This is a genomic window from Streptomyces vastus (assembly GCF_039532825.1).
In the GTDB taxonomy this organism is placed as follows: domain Bacteria; phylum Actinomycetota; class Actinomycetes; order Streptomycetales; family Streptomycetaceae; genus Streptomyces; species Streptomyces vastus.
The window spans coordinates 297,554-321,839 of record NZ_BAAASJ010000125.1 but is presented as its reverse complement, the minus strand read 5'-3'; the positions used below and the strand labels follow the sequence as shown (position 1 = coordinate 321,839).

At 70.3% G+C, this 24,286-nt stretch carries 23 protein-coding genes and 1 pseudogene; 16 read left to right on the top strand and 8 right to left on the bottom strand.

Annotated features, from left to right (window positions below; translation table 11 throughout):
* The first annotated feature begins 262 nt into the window (after positions 1-262).
* The 9 genes from ABD357_RS43830 (at position 263) to ABD357_RS43790 (ending at position 10,060) form a co-directional block, all read left to right on the top strand.
* Positions 263-1,780, top strand: coding sequence for a sugar ABC transporter ATP-binding protein (locus tag ABD357_RS43830; protein WP_344397386.1), 1,518 nt, complete (start codon positions 263-265; stop codon positions 1,778-1,780).
* The gene (locus tag ABD357_RS43825; protein WP_344397384.1) at positions 1,777-2,814 is read left to right on the top strand and encodes an ABC transporter permease; all 1,038 of its coding nucleotides are present in this window, start codon (positions 1,777-1,779) and stop codon (positions 2,812-2,814) included. Before ABD357_RS43830 ends, ABD357_RS43825 begins: the two co-directional genes overlap by 4 nt.
* Positions 2,807-3,838: an ABC transporter permease gene (locus ABD357_RS43820; RefSeq protein WP_344397382.1), complete on the top strand. Its 1,032-nt coding sequence runs from the start codon at positions 2,807-2,809 to the stop codon at positions 3,836-3,838. Before ABD357_RS43825 ends, ABD357_RS43820 begins: the two co-directional genes overlap by 8 nt.
* A 37-nt stretch (positions 3,839-3,875) precedes the next feature.
* The gene (rhaS, locus tag ABD357_RS43815; RefSeq protein WP_344397380.1) at positions 3,876-4,961 is read left to right on the top strand and encodes a rhamnose ABC transporter substrate-binding protein; all 1,086 of its coding nucleotides are present in this window, start codon (positions 3,876-3,878) and stop codon (positions 4,959-4,961) included.
* Between the two features lie 17 nt (positions 4,962-4,978).
* Entirely contained in the window at positions 4,979-5,299 is a 321-nt protein-coding gene (locus ABD357_RS43810) for an L-rhamnose mutarotase (RefSeq protein WP_344397378.1), read from the top strand.
* Positions 5,300-5,353: 54 nt separating this feature from the next.
* On the top strand, positions 5,354-6,778 hold the full coding sequence (locus ABD357_RS43805; RefSeq protein ID WP_344397376.1) for a BNR repeat-containing protein: 1,425 nt from the start codon (positions 5,354-5,356) through the stop codon (positions 6,776-6,778).
* Positions 6,779-6,857: 79 nt separating this feature from the next.
* The gene (locus tag ABD357_RS43800; RefSeq protein ID WP_344397374.1) at positions 6,858-7,883 is read left to right on the top strand and encodes a LacI family DNA-binding transcriptional regulator; all 1,026 of its coding nucleotides are present in this window, start codon (positions 6,858-6,860) and stop codon (positions 7,881-7,883) included.
* A 53-nt stretch (positions 7,884-7,936) separates the two neighbouring features.
* Entirely contained in the window at positions 7,937-9,238 is a 1,302-nt protein-coding gene (locus tag ABD357_RS43795) for an alpha/beta fold hydrolase (RefSeq protein ID WP_344397372.1), read from the top strand.
* Positions 9,239-9,316: 78 nt separating this feature from the next.
* Positions 9,317-10,060 (top strand): PIG-L deacetylase family protein, encoded by a 744-nt coding sequence (locus ABD357_RS43790; RefSeq protein ID WP_344397370.1) that lies wholly within the window; start codon positions 9,317-9,319, stop codon positions 10,058-10,060.
* A 17-nt stretch (positions 10,061-10,077) separates the two neighbouring features.
* On the opposite strand, the gene ABD357_RS43785 is transcribed toward ABD357_RS43790, so the two are convergent.
* Complete coding sequence (locus tag ABD357_RS43785) at positions 10,078-10,278, bottom strand: DUF5999 family protein (RefSeq protein ID WP_344397368.1); 201 nt, start codon at positions 10,276-10,278, stop codon at positions 10,078-10,080.
* A gap of 195 nt (positions 10,279-10,473) precedes the next feature.
* On the opposite strand from ABD357_RS43785, the gene ABD357_RS43780 reads away from it, so the two are divergent.
* Entirely contained in the window at positions 10,474-11,313 is an 840-nt protein-coding gene (locus tag ABD357_RS43780) for a pentapeptide repeat-containing protein (RefSeq protein WP_344397365.1), read from the top strand.
* Between the two features lie 105 nt (positions 11,314-11,418).
* Positions 11,419-12,144, top strand: a complete 726-nt coding sequence (locus ABD357_RS43775) for a DUF2470 domain-containing protein (RefSeq protein ID WP_344397363.1) — start codon at positions 11,419-11,421, stop codon at positions 12,142-12,144.
* Here the strand turns inward: ABD357_RS43775 and ABD357_RS43770 are convergent.
* From ABD357_RS43770 to ABD357_RS43760, 3 genes are all read right to left on the bottom strand, one after another.
* Entirely contained in the window at positions 12,112-13,341 is a 1,230-nt protein-coding gene (locus tag ABD357_RS43770; protein WP_344397361.1) for a lactonase family protein, read from the bottom strand. The two genes, ABD357_RS43775 and ABD357_RS43770, sit on opposite strands and share 33 nt — an antisense overlap.
* Positions 13,342-13,431: 90 nt before the next feature.
* On the bottom strand, positions 13,432-14,679 hold the full coding sequence (locus tag ABD357_RS43765) for an aromatic acid exporter family protein (RefSeq protein ID WP_344397359.1): 1,248 nt from the start codon (positions 14,677-14,679) through the stop codon (positions 13,432-13,434).
* A gap of 133 nt (positions 14,680-14,812) precedes the next feature.
* Positions 14,813-15,307, bottom strand: coding sequence for an FBP domain-containing protein (locus tag ABD357_RS43760; RefSeq protein ID WP_344397357.1), 495 nt, complete (start codon positions 15,305-15,307; stop codon positions 14,813-14,815).
* Positions 15,308-15,484: 177 nt separating this feature from the next.
* On the opposite strand from ABD357_RS43760, the gene ABD357_RS43755 reads away from it, so the two are divergent.
* Complete coding sequence (locus ABD357_RS43755; protein WP_344397355.1) at positions 15,485-16,462, top strand: phosphotransferase family protein; 978 nt, start codon at positions 15,485-15,487, stop codon at positions 16,460-16,462.
* Between the two features lie 133 nt (positions 16,463-16,595).
* On the opposite strand, the gene ABD357_RS43750 is transcribed toward ABD357_RS43755, so the two are convergent.
* Positions 16,596-17,780 (bottom strand): FUSC family protein, encoded by a 1,185-nt coding sequence (locus tag ABD357_RS43750; protein WP_425585247.1) that lies wholly within the window; start codon positions 17,778-17,780, stop codon positions 16,596-16,598.
* 52 nt (positions 17,781-17,832) lie between these two features.
* Positions 17,833-18,867: a PHP domain-containing protein gene (locus ABD357_RS43745; RefSeq protein ID WP_344397353.1), complete on the bottom strand. Its 1,035-nt coding sequence runs from the start codon at positions 18,865-18,867 to the stop codon at positions 17,833-17,835.
* A gap of 178 nt (positions 18,868-19,045) precedes the next feature.
* Here ABD357_RS43745 and ABD357_RS43740 point away from each other — a divergent pair, with 178 nt between their 5' ends.
* Together ABD357_RS43740 and bla are read left to right on the top strand one after the other, a co-directional pair.
* Positions 19,046-19,282, top strand: coding sequence for a hypothetical protein (locus ABD357_RS43740; RefSeq protein ID WP_344397351.1), 237 nt, complete (start codon positions 19,046-19,048; stop codon positions 19,280-19,282).
* Between the two features lie 105 nt (positions 19,283-19,387).
* Positions 19,388-20,317 carry a class A beta-lactamase gene (gene bla, locus ABD357_RS43735; RefSeq protein WP_344397349.1) on the top strand — a complete coding sequence of 310 codons (930 nt, stop codon included), beginning with the start codon at positions 19,388-19,390 and terminating at the stop codon, positions 20,315-20,317.
* Positions 20,318-20,347: 30 nt separating this feature from the next.
* Here bla and ABD357_RS43730 read toward each other — a convergent pair whose 3' ends face one another.
* The gene (locus ABD357_RS43730) at positions 20,348-20,971 is read right to left on the bottom strand and encodes a VanZ family protein (RefSeq protein ID WP_344397347.1); all 624 of its coding nucleotides are present in this window, start codon (positions 20,969-20,971) and stop codon (positions 20,348-20,350) included.
* Positions 20,972-21,163: 192 nt separating this feature from the next.
* Here ABD357_RS43730 and ABD357_RS43725 point away from each other — a divergent pair.
* A pseudogene (locus ABD357_RS43725) lies at positions 21,164-22,059 on the top strand (proton-conducting transporter transmembrane domain-containing protein); the annotation flags it as partial.
* A gap of 69 nt (positions 22,060-22,128) precedes the next feature.
* Here the strand turns inward: ABD357_RS43725 and ABD357_RS43720 are convergent.
* Positions 22,129-22,779, bottom strand: coding sequence for a DUF4230 domain-containing protein (locus ABD357_RS43720; RefSeq protein WP_344397640.1), 651 nt, complete (start codon positions 22,777-22,779; stop codon positions 22,129-22,131).
* Between the two features lie 295 nt (positions 22,780-23,074).
* Here ABD357_RS43720 and ABD357_RS43715 point away from each other — a divergent pair, with 295 nt between their 5' ends.
* On the top strand, positions 23,075-24,268 hold the full coding sequence (locus tag ABD357_RS43715; RefSeq protein ID WP_344397345.1) for a cytochrome P450: 1,194 nt from the start codon (positions 23,075-23,077) through the stop codon (positions 24,266-24,268).
* The last annotated feature ends 18 nt before the right edge of the window (positions 24,269-24,286 follow it).

The following is a 24,286-nucleotide window of genomic DNA, read 5'->3' as shown; positions in this document are numbered from 1 at the left end:
TGTGACTTCGGGTCTGGAAGACGTCTTCTGAAGGGCATCGATCTGAAACGATTCAGAACGCGAAGCTATGAGGCGCCCGAAGGACTGTCAAGCCCTCCTGCAGGGACTTCGTACCGTGACTTGGTTGTGACCTCTGGCTATCGAAATTTTCGCCCGGTACCCATTGACGTGACCTGCGTGACCTGTCTAACGTCCCGGCAATCCAGTTGAAACCTTTCACGACGTCGTGAGGCCCCCGCCCCGCGTCGCTGAGGAGCCCCTCATGACCCACCCGTCCGACACGGGTCCGGCCCCCGTGCTGGCGCTGAAGGACATCTCGAAGTCCTTCGGCGCAGTACGCGCCCTGCGGGACGTGTCCCTGGAGCTGTTCCCCGGCGAGGTGCACGCCCTCGCCGGAGAGAACGGCGCGGGCAAGTCGACCCTCATCAAGGCGCTCGCCGGGGTGCACCGACCGGACGCCGGCCAGGTGCTGCTGGACGGCGAGCCCACCGTCTTCCACGGTCCGGCCGACGCCCGGGACGCGGGCATCGCCGTGATCTACCAGGAGCCCACGCTCTTCCCCGATCTGTCGATCGCCGAGAACATCTTCATGGGCCGCCAGCCCCGCCGCGCCCTCGGCCGTATCGACCACAAGGCCACGCACACCGCGACGCTGGCCCTGATGCAGCGCCTCGGTGTCGAACTCGACCCCGACCGCCCGGCACGCGGACTGTCCATCGCCGACCAGCAGATCGTAGAGATCGCCAAGGCGCTCTCCTTCGACGCCCGCGTCCTGATCATGGACGAACCGACCGCCGCCCTCACCGGCAGCGAGGTGGCCCGTCTCTTCGGAGTCGTCCGCACCCTGCGCGAGCAGGGCGCCGCGGTGCTGTTCATCTCGCACCGCCTGGAGGAGATCTTCCAGATCTGCCGGCGGGTCACGACCCTGCGCGACGGCGCCCTGATCTCCAGCGAGCTGCTGGACGGCATGACCGAGGACGATCTCGTACGCCGCATGGTCGGCCGCGATCTCGAAGAGCTGTACCCCAAGCAGGAGGTGCGGGCGGGCGAAGTTGCGCTCAGCGTCCGCCGGTTGACCCGTGAGGGAGTCTTCGCCGACGTCTCCTTCGACGTCCGGCGTGGCGAGATCGTCGGACTCGCCGGGCTCGTCGGAGCCGGTCGTACGGAGGTGGCGCGTGCCGTCTTCGGTGTCGACCGGTGGGACGCCGGCGAGGTCGAGATCGACGGCAAGGCGCTGACCAACGGCGCGCCGTCCACCGCCATGGCCGCCGGGCTCGCCCTCGTCCCCGAGGACCGGCGGGCCCAGGGCCTCGTGATGGACATGTCGATCGAGCGCAACATCGGGCTCACCGGGCTTCGTACGACCGTGAAGGCGGGCCTCATGGACCGCGGCGCCGAGCGCAGCCGGTCCCTCGACTGGGCCGTCAAGCTCCAGGTCAAGTACGCCCGCATCGCCGACACCGTCAACACGCTGTCCGGCGGCAACCAGCAGAAGGTCGTCCTCGCCAAGTGGCTCGCCACCGGCCCGAAGGTACTGATCGTCGACGAGCCGACGCGCGGCATCGACGTCGGTACGAAGGCCGAAGTGCACCGGCTGCTCAGCGAGTTGGCCGCCGACGGGGTCGCCGTCCTGATGATCTCCTCCGACCTGCCCGAGATCCTCGGCATGGCCGACCGCGTGCTGGTGATGCACGAGGGCCGGATCACCGCCGAGATCCCCCGAACCGAAGCCACCGAGGAAACCGTGATGGCCGCAGCAACGGGGAGGGCCGCCGCATGACGGTGACCGCACCCCCCGCGCCCCCCGCCGAAGTGGAGAAGTCGAGCGGTACGCGACTTGTCGACCGGGTCTTCAAGATGCGCGAACTCGCCATCCTGGTCGTCTTCCTGGTGATGATCGCCGTCACCCAGGCGGGCAACAGCGAGTTCCTGTCCGAACAGGGCATCAAGGACCTGCTGCTGAACGCGACCATCCTGATGCTGGTCGCCACCGGCCAGTCGCTGGTCGTGATCACCCGGAACGTCGACCTGTCGGTCGGTTCGACCCTCGGCATCAGCGCCTTCGCCGCCGGTACGTATCTCCAGGGCGGCGGCAACTCCGTCGTGGCGATAGTCCTCGCGGTCCTGCTGGGAGTCGGCATCGGGCTGCTGAACGGACTGCTCGTCAGCCTCGGCCAGGTGCCCGCCCTCGTCGTCACCCTCGGCACGCTCTACATCATCCGCGGCGTCGACTCGATCTGGGTCGGCTCACGGCAGATCACGGCGGCCGATCTCCCCGACGGATTCGCGGACTTCGGCTCCGGCGGAATCTGGGCGGTGCCCTATCTCGCTCTGATCGCGCTGGCCGTACTGATCGCCACCGCCTACTACCTCAAGCACTTCGGCAGCGGACGCGAGCTGTACGCGCTCGGCTCCAACCCCGAGGCCGCCCGGCTCGCCGGCATCCAGGTACGCAAGCGGATCCTGGTCGCGTACACCTTCTGCGGAGCCCTCACGGGTCTCGCCGGCGCGCTGTACCTGGCCCGGTTCGGCAACGTCGACTCCGGCACCGGCAACGGCTACGAACTCACCGTCGTCAGCGCGGTGGTGGTCGGCGGCGTCGTCTTCACCGGCGGCTCCGGCAGCGTCTACGGCGCCGCGCTCGGCGCCCTGCTGCTGACCTCCATCAACAGCGTGCTGCCTGCCCTCGGCGTCAGCTCGGTCTGGGTGCTCGCCATCAACGGCATCCTGCTCATCCTCGCCATCGCGGTCGACCGCATCGTCGCCCTGCGCGTGGCGTCCGCCCTGAAGAAGAGGAACGCCCGCCATGGCTGACTCGCCCCTCGCGCGCGCTGTCCGCTGGTCCTCCTTCAAAAGGTGGGATTCCGCCGTCGGCGCCCTCCTCATCGTCGTACTGCTGCTGTCCTTCACCACCGTCGACGGCTTCGGCAACGCCCTCAACCTGTCGTTCCTGATCGGCAACACCCTGCCGATCGCGCTGATCGCCCTGCCGATGACACTGCTCGTGGTGGCCGGCGAGATCGACCTCTCGGTCGCCTCCACGGCCGGACTGTCCGGTGCCGTGATGGGCGCGCTGTGGAACCAGGGCATGACCATCGAGACGATCATCCCGATCTGCCTGCTGCTCGGCGTGGTCTGCGGGCTGATCAACGGCCTGCTGGTGACCCGGCTCGGGCTGCCCTCCCTCGCCGTCACCATCGGCACCCTCGCCGCCTACCGGGGCATCGCACAGATCGTGCTCGGCTCGGACGCGGTGACCGACTTCCCCACCCAGTACCTGGACTTCGCGTCCGGACGCATCGGGGACACCTTCATCCCGTACGCCTTCTTCCCCTTCCTCGTGCTGCTCGCGATCGCCGTGGTCGCGCTGCACGCCACCCCGTTCGGGCGCTCGCTCTTCGCGATCGGCGCGAGCGAGGAGGCCGCACGCTTCGCCGGCCTCCGGGTGAAACGGCAGAAGCTGATCCTGTTCACCCTGACCGGCCTGATGGCCTCGCTCACCGGCATCTTCTGGGCGCTGCACTACGCCAGCGCCCGCTTCGACAACGCCACGGGCCTCGAACTCTCCGTCGTGGCCGCCGTGTTGCTCGGCGGGATCGACTTCGACGGAGGCAAGGGCACGCTCGGCGGCGCGATCGCGGGAGTCTTCCTGCTCGGCGCGCTGCAGAACGTGATGAGCATCCAGGACGTCTCCGCCCAGTCGCAGATCGTCGTCACCGGCGTACTGCTCGTCGTCTCCGTGCTCGGCCCCCGGGTCGCACGGCAGATCTCCACAGCGAGGGCGGGCCGCAGAGCCGCCTCGGCGCCAGTTTCCAAGGCCCCCACCCCGACCTCGTAACCCTTTCTCCGTTCACCCTCGTAAAAGGACCACCGACATGCGCAAGTCATCTCTCCGCCGCAGCGCCGTCGCGCTCGCCGCCGTCACCTCGCTTGCTCTCGCCGCCACCGCCTGCGGCGGCGGCACTACCAAGGAAGACGTCAGCAAGGAGGGCGGCGCCGCCGCCACCGCCGGCAAGGCCGACCCGAACGCCGAACTGAAGAAGGGCCTGACCGTCGGGTTCCTGCCCAAGCAGGTCAACAACCCGTACTTCACCACCGCCGACAAGGGCGGCGAGGCGGCCCTCAAGGAGCTGGGCTCCAAGTACAAGGAGGTCGGCCCGTCCAGCGCCACCGACACCGCCGGCCAGGTGAGTTACGTGAACACGCTCACCCAGCAGCAGGTCGACGCGATGGCCGTGTCCGCGCAGGACCCGGGTGCCCTGTGCACCGCGCTCAAGCAGGCCATGAGCAACGACATCAAGGTCGTCACCTACGACTCCGACACCAAGCCCGACTGCCGCAACGCCTTCGTCTCGCAGGCCAGCGCCGAGGACCTGGGCCGTACCGAGGTGCAGCTGCTCGCCGAACAGATCGGCTACAAGGGCGAGATCGCGGTCCTGTCCGCCGCGCAGACGGCGACGAACCAGAACGTCTGGATCGACTTCATGGAGGACGAGCTCAAGGATCCCAAGTACAAGGACATGAAGCTCGTCAAGGTCGCCTACGGTGACGACGACGCCCAGAAGTCCTTCCAGCAGACCCAGGGCCTGCTCCAGGAGTACCCGAACCTGAAGGGGATCATCTCCCCGACCACCGTCGGCATCAAGGCTGCCGCCCAGTACCTGTCCGGTTCCAAGTACAAGGGCAAGGTCAAGCTGACGGGCCTCGGCACCCCGAACGACATGCGCAAGTACGTCAAGAACGGCACCGTCGAGGCGTTCGAGCTGTGGAACCCGGCGGAGCTCGGCGAGCTGGCCGCGCGTACGGCCGTGGCGCTGGCCTCGGGCCAGATCACCGGCAAGCAGGGCGAGAAGTTCACCGCCGGCGACATGGGCGAGTACACCATCGGCAAGGACGGCGTGATCAACCTCGGCAAGCCGACCGTGTTCGACGCGAAGAACATCGACGACTTCAACTTCTAGGCCCCGGAGGGTCCTTGATGCAGCGCGTGTGCTTTCTGCTGAAGGTCCGCAAGGACCGGATCGCCGAGTACCGCGAGCGGCACGCCGCCGTGTGGCCGGAGATGCTCGAAGCTCTCTCGGCCACCGGCTGGCACAACTACTCGCTCTTCCTGCGCGAGGACGGCCTGCTCGTCGGCTATCTGGAGACCGAGGACTTCGAGGCTGCCGTGGCCGGCATGGAGGCCAGCGAGGTCAACGCCCGCTGGCAGGCGGAGATGGCGCCGTTCTTCGAGTCGCTGGACGGCGCCCGCCCCGACGAGGCCATGAAACCGCTCACCGAGGTGTTCCACCTCGCCTGACACAACCCGCCCCACGGAAGTGCTCGATCTCGCCCGACAAAGGAGTCCCCCGAGATGAGAAGACGTACGCTGCTGGCCGGCACCATCCTCAGTGCCGTGGCCGGCCCGGTCATCGGCGCCGGTGCCGCACGGGCCGCCGACCCCGGCCCTTCCGTCACCCGCATCGGAAGCAGCCGTCTCGACGCGCAGGCCATCTTCTTCGTGTCGTACGACGGCCTGGTCAACAACAACTCGTTCCAGAAGAACGGCCTGTTCACGTACAAGGGGTACCAGTACGCCGCCTGGTACACCGCTGACCGCAACGCCGTCGTCGGCCGCCGCGCCCTCGGCGCGAGCACCTGGTCCACCGTCAAGGTCGGCCACACCCTGCGCTACAACGACTCCCACAACGTGATCTCCATGGGCGTCTCGAAGACCGACGGCCGGCTGCACCTCAACATGGACTCGCACAGCGACGGCTTCACCTACGTCAAGTCGGTGGCCGGGCTCCTCGACAACCCCGCCGGGCTCAGCTGGACCACGAGCCGCTTCGGCGCACCGCAGTCCACCCTCGACGGGCTGGCACTCACCTCGCAGTTCACATACCCGCAGTTCATCTCCACTCCCGAGGGCCGACTGCAGCTCAGCTACCGCGTGGGGATCTCCGGCAACGGACGCAACGCGCTCGCCGAGTACGACGGCACCAGGTGGACCAACCTCGGCGAGTGGACGAGCTCCACCGGCACCTACACCAGTGAGCACGGCTCCAGCACGGCCCGCAACATGTACCTGCACGGCATCGACTACGACCGCAACGGGCGCCTGCACTCCATGTTCACCTGGCGGGAGCAGAACGGCGCCGTGATGTGCAACGGCGGCGGCATCACCAACCACGACACCGGCTACGTCTACTCGGACGACCGCGGACGCACCTGGCGCAACAACGCGGGCACCGTGGTCGGCACCACCGGAAGCGCCGACAGGGTTTCCGTCAACGACGCGGGCCTCGTCGTGGACCCGCTCAACCCCGACCACTCGCTGATGAACCAGGAAAGCCAGTTCACCGACTCGGCCGGCCGCCCGCACGCCATCATCAGCTACGTACCCGGCCGCTTCGGCCAGTGCACGACGAACTACGTCGCCGACCGCACCGCCAACGGACGTGCCTTCCTCGTCCGCAAGAGCTCCTCCGGCCCCTGGCAGAAAACCGAGATACCGGTCCCGCTGAACTCCAGTCAGCGCACCAAGCTGGTCATGGACAAGTACAACAACGCGTACGCGATCTTCCCCTTCGGCCGGATCGCCGGAGCCTCCGCGGCCTCCGGACACACCGACTGGAGGATCCTGTTCGACGGCGCCGGGCTCAATGCCTTCGGCGAGGTAGTGATCGACGAGATGCGCATCGCGCAGGACGGGGTCCTGTCGGTCATGTACCAGGAGAAGTCCAGCGGTACGACACCCTCGGCACTCCATGTCGTCGACTTCCGGCTGCCCGCGTGAGTGCTGCTCGTGGCGGTGGGCGCGCCGGTAATGTGAGGGTCTGCCTGCCGCCCCCCGTCACCTTGGAGGTCCCTGCCTGATGGCTCATTCGGTGGGTATAAAGGACGTCGCCCGCGTCGCCGGAGTCTCGGTGGGCACCGTGTCGAACGTGATCAACCGGCCGGACACGGTCGCCTCCGAGACCCGTGCCCGCGTGCTGTCCGCCATAGACCGGCTCGGCTATGTCCGCAGCGAGTCGGCGCGGCAGCTGCGGGCCGGACGCAGCCGGATCATGGGCCTGCTCGTCCTGGACATGGGCAACCCGTTCTTCGTGGACGTGGCACGCGGTGCCGAGCGCGCCGCTCGTGACGCCGGGCTCGGCGTGATGGTCTGCAACAGCGCGCAGAGCCCGGGCGAGGAGGCCGAGTACCTGTCGCTGTTCGCCGAACAGCGCGTACGGGGCGTGCTGTTGACGCCCGCCGACGCGACCGGGCGGAACATCGAGGCGTTCCGCCGTCACGGCATCCCGTTCGTGCTCGTCGACCGGGTCGCCGAGGGCGCCACCGAGTGCTCGGTCTCGGTCGACGACGTGGCGGGCGGCGCGCTGGCCGTACGGCATCTGATCGACGCCGGGCACCGCTCCATCGCGTATGTGAGCGGGCCGCCCGGACTGAACCAGGTCAGGGACCGGCGCACGGGCGCGCTGAACGCGCTGGCCGAGGCGGGGCTCGGCGCCGACCGCCTTCGTGAACTGCCCACCGAGCGGCTCGACGTGGCCGCGGGCCGCGACGCCGGCGCCCGGCTCCTCGGTCTCGCCGAGCGCCCGACCGCCGTCTTCTGCGCCAACGACCTGCTCGCGCTCGGCGTCCTGCAGGCCATGTTCGCGGCCGGCGTGTCCGTCCCCGACGACCTCGCGATCGTCGGCTACGACGACATCGAGTTCGCGGCCGCCGCCGCCGTCCCCCTCACCTCCGTACGGCAGCCCGCCGTGACCATGGGAGCGCTCGCCGCGGAACTCCTCCTGGAGGAGACCGAGTCCGAGACGGCACCGGTCCCGCACGAGCACCGAAGGGTCGTCCTCCAGCCGGAACTCGTCGTACGCCGCTCCAGCCTGCCCCCGCGCTGAGGACCATGTGCTGAACTGGCCCCGGAAGCGTCCGTACGTCCTCGGGAGCCGCAGTGAGCGTCAGTTACCGTCAGCCCGGCGTCGTCCTCACCGACCGCCGCTTCACGGTGCCCCTCGACCACGACGACCCGGACGGGGAGACGATCGAGCTGTACGCCCGTGAAGTCGTCGCCACCGACAAAGCTGAGCGTGACCTGCCCTGGATGGTCTACCTGCAAGGCGGCCCCGGCTTCGGTGCCAACCGCTTCATCGGCAAGCAGGCCTGGCTGGGCCGCGCCCTCAAGGAGTACCGGGTCCTGCTGCTCGACCAGCGCGGCACCGGCAACTCCACACCCGCCAACCGCCAGACGCTCCCGCTGCGCGGCGGCCCGCGTGAACAGGCCGGCTATCTCGCACACTTCCGCGCCGACTCCATCGTCCGCGACTGCGAGGCCATCCGGCCCACGGTCACCGGGGGCGAGCCGTGGACGGTTCTCGGCCAGAGCTTCGGCGGCTTCTGCACGGTGACCTATCTGTCGTACGCGCCCGAAGGCCTGCGCGCCGCCCTGATCACCGGCGGCCTGCCCTCCCTGGACGCGGGAGCGGACGACATCTACCGGGCCGCGTACCCGCGCATCGAGCGCAAGGTCGCCGCGCACTACGCCCGCTACCCGCAGGATGTCGAGCGGGCCCGGCGCATCGCCGAGCACCTGCTGGCCCATGAGGTCGTCCTGCCGAACGGCTACTGGCTCACCGTCGAGGCCTTCCAGTCCCTCGGCATCGTCCTCGGCAAGAGCGACGGCAGCCACCGCCTCCACTACCTCCTGGAGGACGCCTTCGTCCGCACCCCGCAGGGCCCGGCCCTCTCCGACGCCTTCCAGGAGGAGGCACAGGGGCTGCTGTCGTTCGCGGGCCACCCGCTGTACGCGCTGGTCCACGAGGCCTGCTACGGGCAGGACGCCGGGCCCACCGACTGGGCCGCGGAGCGGGTGCGTGCCGAGTTCCCGCAGTTCGACGCGGCCAAGACGCTCGCGGGCGACGGACCGCTGTTGTTCACGGGCGAGTCCGTGCACCCGTGGACCTTCGACTGCGACCCGGCGCTGCGCCCGCTGCGCGAGACCGCGAAGGACCTGGCCGAGCACAGGGGCTGGTTGCCGCTGTACGACCCCGCCCGCCTCGCCGCCAACGAGGCCCCCGTCGCCGCGGCCGTGTACCACGACGACATGTACGTCGACACCGAGCACTCGCTGGAGACGGCGCGGAGCATCCGGGGGCTGCGTGCGTGGGTGACGAACGAGTTCGAGCACGACGGGGTACGGGCGGGCGGCCCGCGCGTACTGGACCGGCTGATCGCCATGTCGCGGGACGAGCTCTGAACGGCTGTCGCGGGCCCGGTTATTGCTCGGCGCGTACGACCGGGCCCCACTAATCTGCCAACCATGACGGAGCCGAGCATGACGGAATCGACTGTCGACCAGCTCAAGCCCATGCCCGACGACTGGCAGCGCGCCCTTGCGGTGGTGGCCCACCCGGACGACCTCGAGTACGGCTGCTCGGCGGCGATCGCCGCGTGGACGGACGCGGGCCGGGAGGTCGCGTATGTGCTGGCGACCCGTGGTGAGGCGGGCATCGACACGCTGGACCCCGCCGAGTGCGGGCGGCTGCGGGAGCGGGAGCAGCGGGCCAGTGCGGCCGTCGTCGGGGTGAGCGAGGTGGAGTTCCTGGACCACCGGGACGGGGTCGTCGAGTACGGGATCGCGCTTCGGCGGGACATCGCGGCAGCGATCCGCAAGTACCGGCCCGAACTGGTCATCACCCTCAACCACCGCGACACCTGGGGCGGGGTCGGCTGGAACACCCCGGACCATGTCGCCGTGGGACGGGCCACGCTCGACGCCGCCGCCGACGCGGGGAACCGGTGGATCTTCCCCGAACTGGCCGACCAGGGACTCGAACCCTGGAACGGGGTCCGCTGGGTCGCCGTCGCCGGTTCGGCGCGCCCCACGCACGCGGTGGACGCGACGCCAGGGCTTGAGCGGGCTGTACGGTCTCTGCTCGAACACCGCACGTACATCGAGGTGTTGACGGAGGAGGACCCTGAGACGTACGTACGTGGCTTCCTGATCGGCTTCGCGGAGTCGATGGGCGAGCGCTTCGGCGGGAAGCCGGCCGTGGCCTTCGAGCTCTTCGGCCGGTAGCTGCTCGGCCGGAGGTCTCAGGCGGCCACGGTCAGGGTGCCGAGGGCACGGAGCGGGTTGACGACGCTGCCGTCCGGGAGGAGTTCGCCGGTGTCGTCGAAGACGATGGTTCCGTTGCACAGCCGGTACCAGCCCTGCTCGGGATGCGCGGACACGATCGCGGCGGCGTGGTGGTCGGGGCTCTCGGCGGTCGGGCACGGGGGCTGGTGGGTGCACATGACGCTCTCCTCGGTTTGTGTGGCTCGTACCTATGGGCTCGTATCTCTGTAGTAGCGGAGCTTGTTTTCTTCTGTATGTGGAGACCCCCACAGCGCCGGAAATTCATCGGTGAGGATTCGTTCGGTGGAGGGGAGTTGGATGGTCGAGATGGCGAGTTGGCCGGGCCGGACCGGGCCCGACGTAGGCTGACCGGCATGCACGACGAGCCCGTCAACCTCCCGGCCCTTCACGATCTGCGCGCGGACTGCACCCGCTGCTTCGGCCTTTGCTGTGTCGCGCTGCCCTTCTCGGCCTCGGCGGACTTCGCGGTCGACAAGGAGGCGGGAAAGCCCTGCTCCCACCTCGGCACCGACTCCCGTTGCGGCATCCACACCGAGCTGCGGCAGCGCGGTTTCACCGGCTGCACGGTCTACGACTGCTTCGGCGCCGGCCAGCAGGTCTCCCGGATCACCTTCGGAGGGGAGGACTGGCGGACGGGGACGCGGGAGCACGCCCGGCGGATGTTCGACATCTTTCCGGTCGTACGGCAACTCCATGAACTGCTCTGGTACCTGGCGGAGGCGCTGGCCCTGCCCGCCGCCCGCCCGGTCCATGCCGACCTCCGTGGACTGCTCCGCGAGACCGAGCGGCTCACCCGCCAAACCCCTGAGGAACTGGGCGAGTTGGACGTGGGTGCGCACCGGCAGAAGGTCGACGTGCTCCTGCTGCGGACGAGCGAGCTGGTGCGGTCGGGCACTCGTGGCCGCAAGAAGGACCGCCGGGGCGCCGACCTGATGGGCGCCCGCCTCAAGGGAGCCGACCTCAGGGGCGCCAACCTGCGCGGCGCCTACCTGATTGCCGCCGACCTCACCGGCGCCGATCTGCGGGGCGCGGACCTCATCGGCGCGGATCTCCGCGACGCCGACCTCACGGACGCGGACCTGACCGACGCCTTCTTCCTGACCCAGCCACAGCTCAACTCGGCCCGGGGCAACGGGAGTACGAAGTTGCCGAGGGCGGTCACCCGCCCCGTGCACTGGACCGCGCAGCTCTGAGGGCGAACGGCCGTCTGCTGAGGGCGACGGGCCTCCTTCCTGTGAAAAGGGCCTGACGTGGTTGGCGTCAGCCTCGATCTTCGGTAGGTTAGGCAAGGCTTTGGGATGGGTGACCGTCACACCTGGACCGCCGTGCCGGCAACGGCACAGCGGGCCCGCTCCGTGCTCGCCACGGCATGGTCCTGCGCGGTGACCGCCGAGGGCGGCCGCGAGGAGTTCATCGGCGTCCACACCGTCGCCGAGGACGGCCGCGTGCTGCTGCATCTGCCGGACGACAGCATGCTCACCACGGCCGCGATCTGCGCGCCACGCGGAGAGCCGTCCGCCGTCATCGAGTTCGCCGACGTGGCGCCCGTCCCCGTACGCAACCGCATCCGCGCCCGGCTCTGGATGGCCGGCTGGTTCGCGCCCGAGGAGGGACACCTGACGTTCAGCCCGACCCGCATCGTGCTGCGCGACTCCGGCGGAGCGGTCGTGGTCGACCGCGACGAGTACGCCCGCGCCGAACCCGACCCGCTGGCCACCGCCGAGGCCCGGCTGCTGACCCACCTCGCCGACGCCCACCCGGACGCCGTCGAGCGGCTCACCCGCCTCGTCGATCCCGACAGCCTGCACGGCGCGGTACGCGTCCAGCCGCTCGCCGTCGACCGGCACGCGCTGACCCTGCGCATCGAGCGCTCCCGCGGCCACGGCGACGTACGACTGCCCTTCCACCGGCCCGCCGACGACCTCGGCCAGCTGACGGAACGCATGCACATCCTCCTCGCTCAGGCCAGCGCCGGAACCTGCCCGCGCTCCCTACAGCGGCAGCGCACAGACGGCGACGGGTGACGCGAACGGCTCGCCCGCGGGCCGGAGTTCGCCGGACTTCCCGTCGACGTGGAAGACGCTGACCGTGCTCGACTTCTGGTTCGCGGCGAACAGCAGGTTCCCGTCCGGCGAGAAGGCGATGTGACGCGGGAAGTCGCCGCGCACCGGCACGGTGTCCAGCAGGCGCAGCCGGGCCCCGTCCGCCTCGACGGCGTACCGGGACAGGCTGTTGTGGCCACGGTTGGCGAGATACGCGTACGAGCCCTTCGGCGTCACGAGCAGCTGCGCCGGGTAACTCGTGCCCTCGCCCGTGCCCGTGGACTGCGGATCACCCGGCGTCAGCCGTCCCGTCGCCGGGTCGTAGGCACACACGGTGACCGTGTTGTCGAGCTCGTTCGCCAGATAGGCGTAGCGGCCCCCGGGGTGGAAGGTGAGATGGCGCGGACCCGCACCCGGGTGCGTGTGGGCCTGGGAGACCGGGCGGAGCGTGCCCGCGGATTCGTCCAGGCGGTATGTGTAGACCGTGTCCGTGCCCAGATCGACCGCGAGCACATGGCCGCCGTCCGGGCTGGTGATGAACTGGTGCGCGTGCGGCCCCTCCTGGCCGGGACCCGGCGGCGGGCTGGAGTGCGTCACCAGATCCGTCCGCCCGCCGAGCGCGCCCGAGGCCTCGATGGGGTGCACCGCCACGCTGCCGGACCCGTAGTTGGCGCTCAGCAGCCAGCGCCCGCCGGGGTGCACGGACAGATGAGCGGGAGCGGCACCCCCCGTAGGGCGCGTGCCAAGTACCTTGTGCCGCCCGCTCGTTGACAGCCGGACCGCCGTCACACCGCCGGCCTCACGCTCGTTGACGGCGTAGAGCGTACGGCCGTCCGGGTGCACCGCGAGATAGGACGGGTCGCCGATGCCGGTGAGGGTTCCCCTGCCGGTGATACGGCCCGTCGTGATGTCGTACGTCGCGAGTCCGATGCCGGTGCCGCCGCCCTCGGCCGAGGTGTACGTGCCGAGGAACAGGGGGCGGGGGCCGGTGGGGCGGGGCTTCGCGGAGGGCGAGGGGGACGCGGCGCGCGCCGGGGTGGAGGTGGTGCCGGCCCCGGGGCGGTCCTGCGTGTCCTGGGTGCCGCAGCCGGCCGGGGCGGTCACCGCGGCTGCCGCGAGCGCCCCGACGAAACGGCGCCTGCCCAGCGCGCCTCGCGCCGGTTCCGCACCCTTGCTCATGCCCGCACCTCTGGTCTCGATCGCCACGGCCGTGACAGCCACCTTGGCCGCTCGCGGCGGCGCGGGGCAAATGTGGCTCCGAGCGGCGGGTCAGGCAGCTCGGTCCGAGGCGGTACGAGGCTTCCGGCGGAGCCCCTGCATACGGCGGCGCAGGCGGGTCAGGCTGGGCATGCGTTCGCTCTGCTCGCGCGTGCAGCGGTCCAGTTCCTCCAGGAGCCGATCGGAGCGGCGCTCCATGTCGAGCTCGTCGAGGATCCGGGTGACCTCGGTGAGCACCGCGCCGTGCAGTTGCCACTGGCGCGCGTCCCGCTGGACCTCGTCGAGCATGAGCTGGGCCAGTTTGTCGCGGGTGGCGGTCGCCGAGGCGAGTTCGGTGGCGAGCCGGGCCTCCGCGGACTCCGCGCTGCGGCTGACATCGGTGGTCACCAGGACGGCGAAGCTGACCACGGCGTCACCGACCTCGGCCAGCAACTGCTCCACCGTCGCGCCGGTCTCGCGCTCGAACAGCGGCTCGGGCTCACGCAGCCTGGCCAGGTCGGTGAGGCTGCGGGCGAGTACCCGAAGGACCACCGTGCAGATCTCCAGCGTGTCGAGGCCGGTCCGCAGGACGACCCGGTGCAGCAGCCCTTCGCGTACCCGGGGATTGAGCTTCAGGCTGTCCTCGGCCTGCTTGAGGGCCGCGTCCACCTCGACGATGTCGTGGTCGAGGCGGCGGGCCTCGTACAGGCGTTCCGCCGCGTACGCCACGGGGGTGCGCCCGCCCGCCTCCTCGCCGACCAGCAGCATCAACTGCCGCATACGGCGCGCCAGATCCTCGATGGAGTCCCCGGCCGCGCCCACCCACACCGGGGGAGAGAAGAGCAGATTGCAGCCGAGTCCGACCACGGCGCCGATGACGGTCTCCAGCACCCGCGCCCAGGCAGTGTCGCCGACTCTGGTGACGCCGAGGACCAGCATCGCGCTGATCGCCACCTCGGGGACGAACTCGCTGACCCGCACCAGGTGGCCGACGGTCAGCGAGGCGAGGATCAGCAGGCCGAGGCTCCACCAGGTGAGTCCGACGATGGCACTGAAGGCGATGGCGAGGACAACGCCTGCCACCACGGAGTTCACCCGTCGTACGCCCGTGGTGAGCGTGGAGTAGAGGGTCACCTGGACGACGAGGAGTGCGGTCAGCGGAGCGGTGAGCGGTGCCACCTCCGGGCTGAACTGAAGCGCGACCACGTACGCGACCGTTGCGGCCGCGGCCGACCGCACCGTCTGGACGAAAACGGGCTCCTGGCGCCACTTCACGACCCGGGCCGCGGCGGCGGCCCATGCCTCACGTACATCCCGCATCTCTGGCAACTTCCCGTTTCCGTAGCCCCACCGAACGTGTCCGACGGCGCGGCCGACCCGGAATGACGGCGGGGACACTCGGGCCGAGCGGCCAGTCTGACACGGGGCCGTTCGGCGGGCCGGGCCAGCCCTTCTAGGCGTACAGCTTGTCCAGGAAGGCGGCGAGATTGCCGGTCGCCCGGGCGATCTGCTCCTCCACCGTGAGGCTCTCCTCGACACGGAGTACGGACTCCGGGACCTTCTTGCCGCGTACGTACAAGGAGCAGGCCAGATCGGCGCACATGTACAGGCCGACGGAGTTGCCCTCACGGCCCGCCGCGCCCGCTTTGCGCGCCGTCATCAGACGGACGCCGTCGCCCGGGTGGGTCGTCATGCACAGGGAGCACATGCTGCGGTGCAGGAAGCCACGCTGCGAGGACGGGAAGCGCAGGGTGACACCGACGAGCCGGTCCCCGCGTTCGGTGACGAGATAGCTGCGATCGGGCGCACCCGGATCTCGCCAGCCGAGGAAGTCGAGGTCGTTCCACGGGCGTTCGGCGAGGTCACGCGGTATCGCCAGGCGTTTGGCCTCTCCCTTGGAGCAGTTGATGAAGGAGTTGCGTATGTCCTGCTCGGTGAGTGGTCTCATCGTGCGGGTCCTCGTGGGGAGTCGGGGCTGCGGGCAAGCCGGTCGGACCGGTGGGGAAACCTAGGCTGCCTAGGTTTTGGCCTACGCTACATAGCCACATTGACGAGAGCCAATGAATTTCGGGGACCATACGCTGTACCGGAGCCGTACGTCGGATCATGAACGGGGAGGGGCAGTATGTCGAAGGAGCGGGCCCGGCAGGTTCTTGAGGCGGCCGGGTTGCCGGGAGAACGGCTTGCCCGGTGCCGGTCGTTGGACGGGGGGACGTACAACGCCGTCGAGGAGCTTCTGCTCGACGACGGCAGTCGTTACGTGCTGAAGGTTCCGCCCCCGCCCACCGACCCAGGTATGAGTCATGAGCGTGAACTGCTTGCCTCCGAGGCGGAGTTCTACCGTGCCGCCGCCACAGTCGACGTGACGGCACCACGCGTGGTGGGCGTCTGTCTCGACGGGGCAGCGTCCACCGGGCGTTATCTGCTGATGACGGCGTGCCCGGGCGAACCGTGGGGCGACTCCGTCACGGACGGCGAACAGGCCCTTCTTCGCGGGGAGTTGGGTCGCCAGGTGGCCCGACTCCACCGGGTGACCGGGCCCGGCTACGGATACCCGTCCGGTGCCCTCGGGCCCTTGGCCGACGACTGGCGTACGGCCTTCACCACGATGTACGACGCCGTTCTGGACGACGCCCGCCGCTATCGTGCGTGGCTGCCCCGGCCGGTGGACGAGATCGCCCGGACGGCCAAGGCCGCGTACGACGCGCTCGACGAGGTCTCGGAGCCGCGCCTCGTGCACTTCGACCTGTGGCGGGGGAACATTCTGGTCGAGCGTCCGGAGGGCGGCGCGGCACCCGTGATCGGCGGGCTGATCGACGGCGAGCGCATGTTCTGGGGAGATCCACTGGCGGACTTCGTCTCGCTGGCGCTGCTCGGCGACATCGAGCAGGACGAGGCTTTCCTGACGGGCTATCAAGAGGCGGGTGGCCACGCCGTGTTCACCCCGGCCGCCCGTCGACGCCTCGCCCTCTACCGAAGCTACCTCTACCTGATCATGCTCATCGAGACCGTTCCCCGAGGCTCGGACAACGAGCGCGGGTCCTGGGTCCGCGAGACCGTTGCCCCGGAACTGACCGCTGCCCTGGACGCACTCGATTCCTGAGTCTCCGGCCGGTGCCCGGAATGGAAAGGGGCCCCGACCGGACGGGGGAATCACGGTCGGGGCCCCACAACTCATTTAACGGCAAACTACCGGCGGGCGTTCCCAGGTACGTGCAGGTCAACCGTGATATGTGTCACGGGCGAGGCGCCGGGCTCGGCCGCTCCGTCTCAGCCCAGATGTTCTCGGCCTGGAGCAGCAGGGTGCCCAGGACGGCGGTGCGGGGCGCGCCCAGACCGGCGTGGTCCCGCAGGCTCGTCTGCAGCGCCTCGTGCAGTTCCCGCATCGTCGCCTCCGCCCGGCGGTCCGTACCGTAGTAGGCATCGGAACCGTCCCGGGGTCCGCCCGGCTCCAGCAACCTCCTGCCCTCGCAGTGGCAGGCCTCCCCGAGCAGGGCGAGCAGCCGGGCGTAACTGTGCAGGGCCGCTCCGTCCGGTGGGCCGGCGGTCCGTCCGCCGTTGACGGAGACCGCCAAGGCCCGGACCAGCGCCGCCGCATGCCCGGTGATCCTGCTCCACCGCTCGTCCTCGTCCGCCGCCGGAACATCCAGCGGCACGCGGTGGAACGCCTTCAGCCAGTCCCTTGTGAGCCGCAGGCTCTCCTGGCTCCAGCCCCTGGCCGCCCGCAGATCGTCGAGCCTGCGCGACAGACGGGCGGAGGCGCGCGACCAGTGCGCGGTGGTCGACGCGTCCCAGTCGCCCTGCCGCAGGTCCTCGGCGATATCGGTCAGTACGTCGCCCGTCTCCTGCGCGAGAGCTGCCAGGTTCTCGCGTACGTCGCGCAGGTGGACCGGTGGCAGGACCAGGGCGTTGACGGCGACCCCGATGACCGCCCCGAGCGCGGCCTGAGCGAGCCGATGGCTGATCGCGGAGGTCGTCACGGTGTCCGAGGCGAGGGTGAACAGGGCGGTGGTCGTGGCGTAGATGCCCTGGTCGCCGAAGCGAGGCCAGTTGGCGAGCAGCATCAGCACCGGGACGGACAGCGCGAGCGCGGCCAGGCTGTTGCCGGTGAGGACCTGTGCAGCCGAAGCCAGCAGCGTGCCGACGCAGATCGCCGCGAACTGCTGGGCCGCCTGCCGCAGCGAGCTGTAGACCGTGGCCTGCACCAGGACCACCGCCACCCACGGCGCCATCAGCGCCATCGGGTCGCCGAGCCATTCGTCCGCCACGGTCCACGCGAGCAGCGCCGCCGCGGCGGCCTTGAGCGACTGCACGACGAGATCGCGTTCCCTGCCCGGCCCGCGCGCCGCCCGCCGCGCGGCCGCGGCCACGGTCCGCATCTCGTTCCGCACCCGGTCCTTGGCCTCAGTCCCACGGATCATCCGGGCCGGGTAACCGGAGAAACGGGACGCGCACACATCCCGGCTCCCTCGGCTACCAGGTCACGCCACTCGGCACTTCCCGATGCCGCGCCCACGCCAGCAGCTCGTCCGCCGACCAGGTCGTGACCACGCGCTCGGCGGGCACCCCGCACTCCTCGGCCCGCGCGCACCCGTACCCCTGCCAGTCCAGCTGGCCGGGTGCGTGCGCGTCGGTGTCCACGGAGAACAGCACACCCGCGTCGACAGCCCGTCTCAGCAGCCGGCGCGGAGGGTCGAGCCGTTCGGGACGGCAATTGATCTCGAGAGCCGTTCCCGACTCGGCGCAGGCCGCGAAGACCGCGTCCGCGTCGAACTCCGACTCCGGCCGCCCGCGCCCGCCGACGAGCCGGCCGGTGCAGTGCCCGAGCACGTCGGAGCGCGGATCGCGTACGGCTGCGACCATACGGCGGGTCATCGCCGCCGCGTTCATCCGCAGCTTCGAGTGTACCGAGACCACCACGACGTCCAGCCGGTCCAGCAACTCCGGTTCCTGGTCCAGAGAACCGTCCTCGAGGATGTCGCACTCGATGCCGGTCAGCAGCCGGAACGGAGCCCAGCGCGCGTTGAGTTCCGCCACAACGCCGAGCTGCTCCCGCAGCCGCTGCGGGGACAGCCCGCGCGCGATCGTGAGGGTCGGCGAGTGGTCGGTGAGCACCGCCCACTCGTGCCCGAGCCCGGCCGCCGCCCGCCCCATCTCCTCGATCGGACTCCCTCCGTCCGACCAGTCCGAATGCATATGGCAGTCGCCTCGCAGCAACGCCCGCAACCGCTCGCCGCCCTGTGCCCGCGGATCCGGAGCCTCCTGCTCCAGCCGTTCCAGATACCCCGGCACCTGACCCGCCAGCGCCTCCCGCACCACCTGCGCGGTCTTTGGCCCGACGCCCTTCAGTGACTCCAGCGATCCGGTGGCCGCCCTCCGGACCACTTCTTCGGCGGGCAGCGCCGCGACCGCGTTCGCCGCCGTGCGGAACGCCCGTACGCGATAGGTGGGGGCCTGGGACCGTTCCAGCAGGAACGCGATGCGGTCCAGGGCCTCGGCAGGGTCCATGTCACCAGCGTCGCGCCACCCGGACGGCTCCGCACAGCGGCCACCGGAGCCTTGCTGTGCCACGATGAAGTGCGACCCTCTTTCGGCCGCCTGGCCATATCGGCGTAGCCGAGTGCCACGACTGACATCGCCGCCACGGCAGGCTTACCGGCGGCACGCGTGTGGAACCGGTGGGATCATGACTGAAATCTCAAGCCCCTACATTTCGCACCCGCGGATCATGGTGCTGGGCGTCCAGCCCGGGAACCCACCCTTCCGCATCGTGGAGATCGACGGCGCCGTCATCGGTGAGGCCAAGTCCTTCACCGACGTCCTGGTCGCCGCCGCGGCGTACGGCATCCCGGTGCACGACGCCGACGACCCGGAGGTTGTCCGCTGGGTGGGTGGCGACAAGCACACGTGGACGCGCCGCTGAGGGCTCGGTCGTAGGTGCGGTTGGACGCTGCGGTGGGAACCGCCGGGAGCCCACGGGGAGTCTGTCTCTGCGAACACTGATCATCGGTTCGAGGAGACAGCGAACGTGGAGTTCTTAGCAGTACGCCCCAGCCGTCGCGCGGCGCTCGCCCTCGGGGCCGGTACGGCCCTCGCCGCCGCCGTGTCCGCGAGCGGGCGGGCCCACGCGGCCACGCCGGGCGCGGCGGGCGACGACATCTCGCAGGCGCTGAACCAGCTCGAGCGGGAGCATTCCGCCCGGCTCGGGGTGTTCGGGTGCAACACCATGACCGGCCGGAGCGTGCTGTACCGCGCGGACGAGTCCTTTCCGATGTGCTCGGCGTTCAAGACGCTCGCTGCCGCCGCCGTCCTCAGGGACCTCGATCGGCACGGCGAGTTCCTCGCCCTGCGCATCAGGTACACCGAGCAGGACGTCGAGGACGCGGGCGGCGCCCCGGTCACCGGAACGGAGGAGAATCTCGCGAACGGCATGACCGTCGCCGAGCTCTGTGAGGCCGCCATCGCCTACAGCGACAACACCGCCGCGAACCTCCTGCTCCGCGAACTCGGCGGCCCCACGGTCATCACGCGCTTCTGCCGCTCGATCGAGGACAGGGCGACCCGGCTCGACCGCTGGGAGCCCGAGCTCAACTCGGCCGAACCTTGGCGCGTGACGGACACCTCGAGCCCGGCCGCCATCGGCCGCACATACGCGAAGCTCGCCCTCGGAGACGCCCTCACTCCCCGGGACCGGCGGCAGCTGACCGCGTGGCTGCTCGCCAACACCACCAGCACCAACCGATTCCGCGCAGGACTGCCCGAGGACTGGGCGCTCGGCGACAAGACGGGCACCGGCAAGTACGGCACCACCAACGACGTGGGCATCGCCTGGACACCGGACGGGACACCGGTTGTGCTCGCCGTCCTGTCCACGAAGCCCGACGCCGAACCCGGCACTCCGATGGACGAGCCACTCGTCGCCGAGACCGCCGCCCTCCTCGCGAAGGCGCTGGTCTAGCCGTCGCGAGGCGAGCGAACCCGACACGGTTCAGGCCGGGCCCTTGGGCTTGCGCGGGTGCACGGCCCGGCCCATTCGCCTGCCGAGGAGCAGGTAACCGACCATCGCCCCGGTGATGTTGAGCAGTACGTCGTCGACGTCGAAGGCGCGCCCGGTGACCAGCGCCCCCTGCACCAGCTCGACGAGCAGCATCACCGCCGCGGTCAGCGCGATCACCCGCAGGATTCCGCGGGCCCGGGGGAGTACCACGGGCAGCAGGATCCCGAAGGGGACGCCGAGGAGGAGGTTGCCGCCGATCTGCTTGGCGGCGTCGCGGAGTTCGGGCTGGTCCAGGTAGGCCCGCAGGGAGCGGCCGGGGTGCAGGTTGCTGTGCGTCAGCGCCTCGGAGGCGGGCGAGGGCTGGAGTGTGATCCGGGCCAGTGCGGCGGCGAACGCCACCATGGCGGTGACGGCGACCACCAGCACCAGCAGGCGTACGAGCAGTGGCAGGGGGCGTCGGCCGCTCGATGCGGGCGTCGGCTTGGTGCCCGACTTCGCCGTACGGGAGCGGAACTTCGCGACGCTTGGGCGAGCTTTGGCGGTGCTTGAGCGGGACTTCGGGGCGCTTGAGCCTGATTTGGGGGTGCTCGAACGTGACTTCGGGGCACTGGCCATGCAACCCTCCAGCGTTCAAGTGACGCTTCAATAAAGACAGTTACCCCCGAATCGTTCGACGATGCCGACCGGCCGGTCCGAACCAGCCCCGCGCGCCTGCCTCCGCGCTGCCAAGGCACCGTTTTGGCGCTGTTTCCCTCCGAGATGCCGGGGCACTGCGGGCACAAACGCGTCGCGCGCCGCCGCCGGACGCCGACCCCGGTGTGCACGCTGCTGTCCGGTGTGATGGTCGAGCTCGGCGTGTTCGGGGTCTGGCGGGTGTACGGAGACGTTTTCGCGGGCCCGGGAGGCATCCCGGCGGCGGACCTGCAACGCGTCCTGCTGGTGCTGGGCGTGCTGACGGGCGTGCTCGGTGCGGTGATGCGCTGGTACCAGCGGCACTTCTAACGCCTGCTCGCCTACTCGACGGTCGCCCACATAGGGCTGTTCCTCACCGGCGTCGGAATCCTCACCCCGGCGTCCGACGGCGGAGTCGCGCTCTACATCCTCGGCCACGCCGGAGTGAAGGCCGCCCTCTTCGCCTGCGCGGGCATCGTCCTGGGCCGGTACGGCAGCGTCGACGAGTACGCGCTGCACGGGGCGCCAGGGAACTGCGCGGCGTCGCAGTGCTCTTGCTGTACGTGGCCGTGCCGACGGTGACCGCGAGCGCGGTGCTGCGGGGCGCCGCGCGCGTGTTCCTCGGGCTCGGTCCGCAACCCGAGGAACACGCCTCGTACGAGACGACCGGCGCCGGCGAGCCGCCCGAGACCCGGCGGCGGCTCAGGCGCGTACCGGACACCATGACGACCGTCCCCGCCGCCTTGCTCGCCGCCGGCGTGGCGCCGGGCTTCGCCACCGTCGTGGACCACGCGGTTTACGAAGCGGGCGCCGCGGCAGCGTTCGCCTCGCCCCACTGGGCCCCGGCCGGAGTGCTGCTCGGCCTGACCTCGACCCTGCTGGCCGTGGGCCTCGCCGGGCTCGCCGTCACCCGGCGGACCTGGCTGCCGGGCGAGGCGTGGGCCGGACCGCTGCGCCGCCTGCAGTCCGGCCACATCGGGGACTACGTGGCCTGGCTGCTCGCGGGCGCGGCGCTGCTGGGCGGCCTGGCCTGCCTGGCATCCATACCGGTTGAGGACGGCACGGGGCACCGTTCGGGGACGGGTTCGGGGGCGGCGGGCTCACGCCCCGTAGGTCACGTTCACCTCCTTGAAGCCCAGGGAGCTCAACAGCCCCTTGAGCATGCCGGTGGTGTTCTCCTCGGCGCGGGCGGTGAGCCGGCTGTCCTTCGCCGCGTCACCGATGTGCCGGGCGGCGAGCCGCTGCACGGCGCGTTCGTCATTCGGGTTGTCCGAGAAGATGTCGCCGAGCCGGTCGAGGAGACCGCGCTGCTTGGACACGGCGTACGAATGGTCGGGGTCGAGGGCGGGCTTGCCCAGCGCGGCGTGTGGGAGTTTGAGCGTGGCGGACGTGCGGTCCTCGTTGACCGTCACGTCGTTCTCGCCGACCTTTCCGAGGTCCACATAGGCGTCCACGGTGCCGGCGCCCACGTACAGGGTGCGGGTGCCGCGGAGCGCGTCGGGCAGGAAACGGGCGTCCTTCTCCAGATCCACCACCACCTGGAAGTTGCCGGAGGCGGCGTCGTAACGGCTGATGTCCTGGATCGACTTGAGGAGCGTGGGCCCCGACCGGTCGTGGGTGTCCTCGCGGAACACATCGCCCAGGCCGGGCAGCAGACTCAGCCGCAGCCCGGCGAAGAGCACCACCAGTACCAGGAGTACCGCGCTCAGTAGCTTTGCCCATCCGGGCATGCGCTTCAGGGACGTCGTCATGTCGAACGACCTCCTTCCCGCTTGTTGAATACCCATCAAGTCCATTGCCGGACCGCTTCCTTGGCTCAATGCGACCGAGACGGGCGCATTGACGGCGCACCGAGCGCTCCGCTGGAAGTGCGGTTCGAAGCCGCGGGTGCGTCGTGGCTGGTCGCGCCCGCGGCGGAGCCGCACAGGTCACAGCCCCGCGCCCCTTACGGGGCGTGGACCGCTCCCTTGGCCGAATGCGACCGAGACGGGGCATTCACGGCGCACTAGCGTGGACGGTCTCCCACCGGCGCGCCAGGAGACCCGGATGACCTCACACAGCACCTCCCGGCCCCTCGTCCCCATGCACCGCATGCCCCTACCGGAGGCCGGGCCGCCCCGTCGCAGCACGCTCGCCACCGGCACACCCGTCTGGCTCGTCAGCAGGCATGCCGACGTACGCCAGGTGCTCATGGACCCGCGTTTCAACCGCAGTTCCCTGTACGGCGACGATCCGCCACGCCTGCTCGTCGTGCCGAACCTGCTCGACAGCCCGAACGGGCTGCTCAACCAGGACGGTCCTGGCCATCAGCGGCTGCGCCGGACCGTGCAGCGGGCGTTCACCCCGCGGGCGATCGCGCGCTGGCGGCCCTGGGTGGCCGGTACGGTCACCACGCTGCTCGACCGGTTCGCCGAGCAGCCCCAACCCGCCGACATCGTCGAGGGGTTCACCCGGCCGCTGCCCGTGTCGGTGATCTGCCGCCTCATGGGCCTCGAGCACCTGGACAGCGAGCGCATACGCCACTGGGCGGACCACGCGCTGTCCGGCGGCGCGCACACCGCGGAGGAAGTCGAGCGCGCGCTACTGGAGTTCGGCGCGTTCTCCGCGCAGCTCATCGCCGAGCGGCGGGCCGCGCCGGGGGAGGACCTGGTCAGCGAGCTGGTGGCGGCCGGGGATGCGACCCCCGGTGTCGACGACCTGCAACTGACTTCCCTGGTCTGCGGGTTGGTCGTCGCCGGACACGAGACGACCATGACCGCCCTCGGCAACGCGGTCGTCTATCTCCTCACCGACGGCCGCGCCGACTGGCTGGGCCTCGCGAAAGACGAGGAGGCGGCGGCCACCGCGGCGGAACAGCTCCTGCGCACCGTTCCGCTCTCCGAGGGACGCGTCCTGCCCGGACTGATCCGGCGGGCCGTCGAGGACGCGGAGGTCGGCGGAGTGACGATCCCGGCCGGCAGCGTGGTCGCCCTCCAGACGAACGTCGCCAACCGCGACCCCCAGGTCTACCCGCCGGGCATGCCGGACCTCTCGGCCCCGCTCCCGACCCCCAGCGTGGCTTTCGGCGCGGGCCCTCACCACTGCCTCGGCGCATGGCTCGCCCGCCTCGAACTCGAACTCGCCCTGCACCACCTCGCCGCCCGCTTCCCCCGGCTGACCGCCGCCTTCACCACGGAAACGATCACCTGGCGAGAGGGCCAGATGACCCGCAGCCCGCTGCGACTGCCGGTGAGCTGGTGACCGGGGCCCTGGTGCGAT

Bases quoted from the DNA above. Each gene is read 5' to 3' on its own strand.
- ABD357_RS43730 (WP_344397347.1), bottom strand. From the start codon at position 20,971: ATGGCCAGTGCCCCGAAGTCACGTTCGAGCACCCCCAAATCAGGCTCA.
- ABD357_RS43765 (WP_344397359.1), bottom strand. From the start codon at position 14,679: ATGCGGGATGTACGTGAGGCATGGGCCGCCGCCGCGGCCCGGGTCGTG.
- ABD357_RS43810 (WP_344397378.1), top strand. From the start codon at position 4,979: ATGCAGCGCGTGTGCTTTCTGCTGAAGGTCCGCAAGGACCGGATCGCC.
- ABD357_RS43740 (WP_344397351.1), top strand. From the start codon at position 19,046: ATGACTGAAATCTCAAGCCCCTACATTTCGCACCCGCGGATCATGGTG.
- ABD357_RS43775 (WP_344397363.1), top strand. From the start codon at position 11,419: ATGGGTGACCGTCACACCTGGACCGCCGTGCCGGCAACGGCACAGCGG.
- ABD357_RS43825 (WP_344397384.1), top strand. From the start codon at position 1,777: ATGACGGTGACCGCACCCCCCGCGCCCCCCGCCGAAGTGGAGAAGTCG.
- rhaS (WP_344397380.1), top strand. From the start codon at position 3,876: ATGCGCAAGTCATCTCTCCGCCGCAGCGCCGTCGCGCTCGCCGCCGTC.
- ABD357_RS43770 (WP_344397361.1), bottom strand. From the start codon at position 13,341: ATGAGCAAGGGTGCGGAACCGGCGCGAGGCGCGCTGGGCAGGCGCCGT.
- ABD357_RS43780 (WP_344397365.1), top strand. From the start codon at position 10,474: ATGCACGACGAGCCCGTCAACCTCCCGGCCCTTCACGATCTGCGCGCG.
- ABD357_RS43720 (WP_344397640.1), bottom strand. From the start codon at position 22,779: ATGACGACGTCCCTGAAGCGCATGCCCGGATGGGCAAAGCTACTGAGC.
- ABD357_RS43760 (WP_344397357.1), bottom strand. From the start codon at position 15,307: ATGAGACCACTCACCGAGCAGGACATACGCAACTCCTTCATCAACTGC.
- ABD357_RS43805 (WP_344397376.1), top strand. From the start codon at position 5,354: ATGAGAAGACGTACGCTGCTGGCCGGCACCATCCTCAGTGCCGTGGCC.
- ABD357_RS43750 (WP_425585247.1), bottom strand. From the start codon at position 17,780: ATGATCCGTGGGACTGAGGCCAAGGACCGGGTGCGGAACGAGATGCGG.
- ABD357_RS43755 (WP_344397355.1), top strand. From the start codon at position 15,485: ATGTCGAAGGAGCGGGCCCGGCAGGTTCTTGAGGCGGCCGGGTTGCCG.
- ABD357_RS43820 (WP_344397382.1), top strand. From the start codon at position 2,807: ATGGCTGACTCGCCCCTCGCGCGCGCTGTCCGCTGGTCCTCCTTCAAA.
- ABD357_RS43715 (WP_344397345.1), top strand. From the start codon at position 23,075: ATGACCTCACACAGCACCTCCCGGCCCCTCGTCCCCATGCACCGCATG.
- ABD357_RS43785 (WP_344397368.1), bottom strand. From the start codon at position 10,278: ATGTGCACCCACCAGCCCCCGTGCCCGACCGCCGAGAGCCCCGACCAC.
- ABD357_RS43830 (WP_344397386.1), top strand. From the start codon at position 263: ATGACCCACCCGTCCGACACGGGTCCGGCCCCCGTGCTGGCGCTGAAG.
- ABD357_RS43790 (WP_344397370.1), top strand. From the start codon at position 9,317: ATGACGGAATCGACTGTCGACCAGCTCAAGCCCATGCCCGACGACTGG.
- ABD357_RS43800 (WP_344397374.1), top strand. From the start codon at position 6,858: ATGGCTCATTCGGTGGGTATAAAGGACGTCGCCCGCGTCGCCGGAGTC.
- ABD357_RS43745 (WP_344397353.1), bottom strand. From the start codon at position 18,867: ATGGACCCTGCCGAGGCCCTGGACCGCATCGCGTTCCTGCTGGAACGG.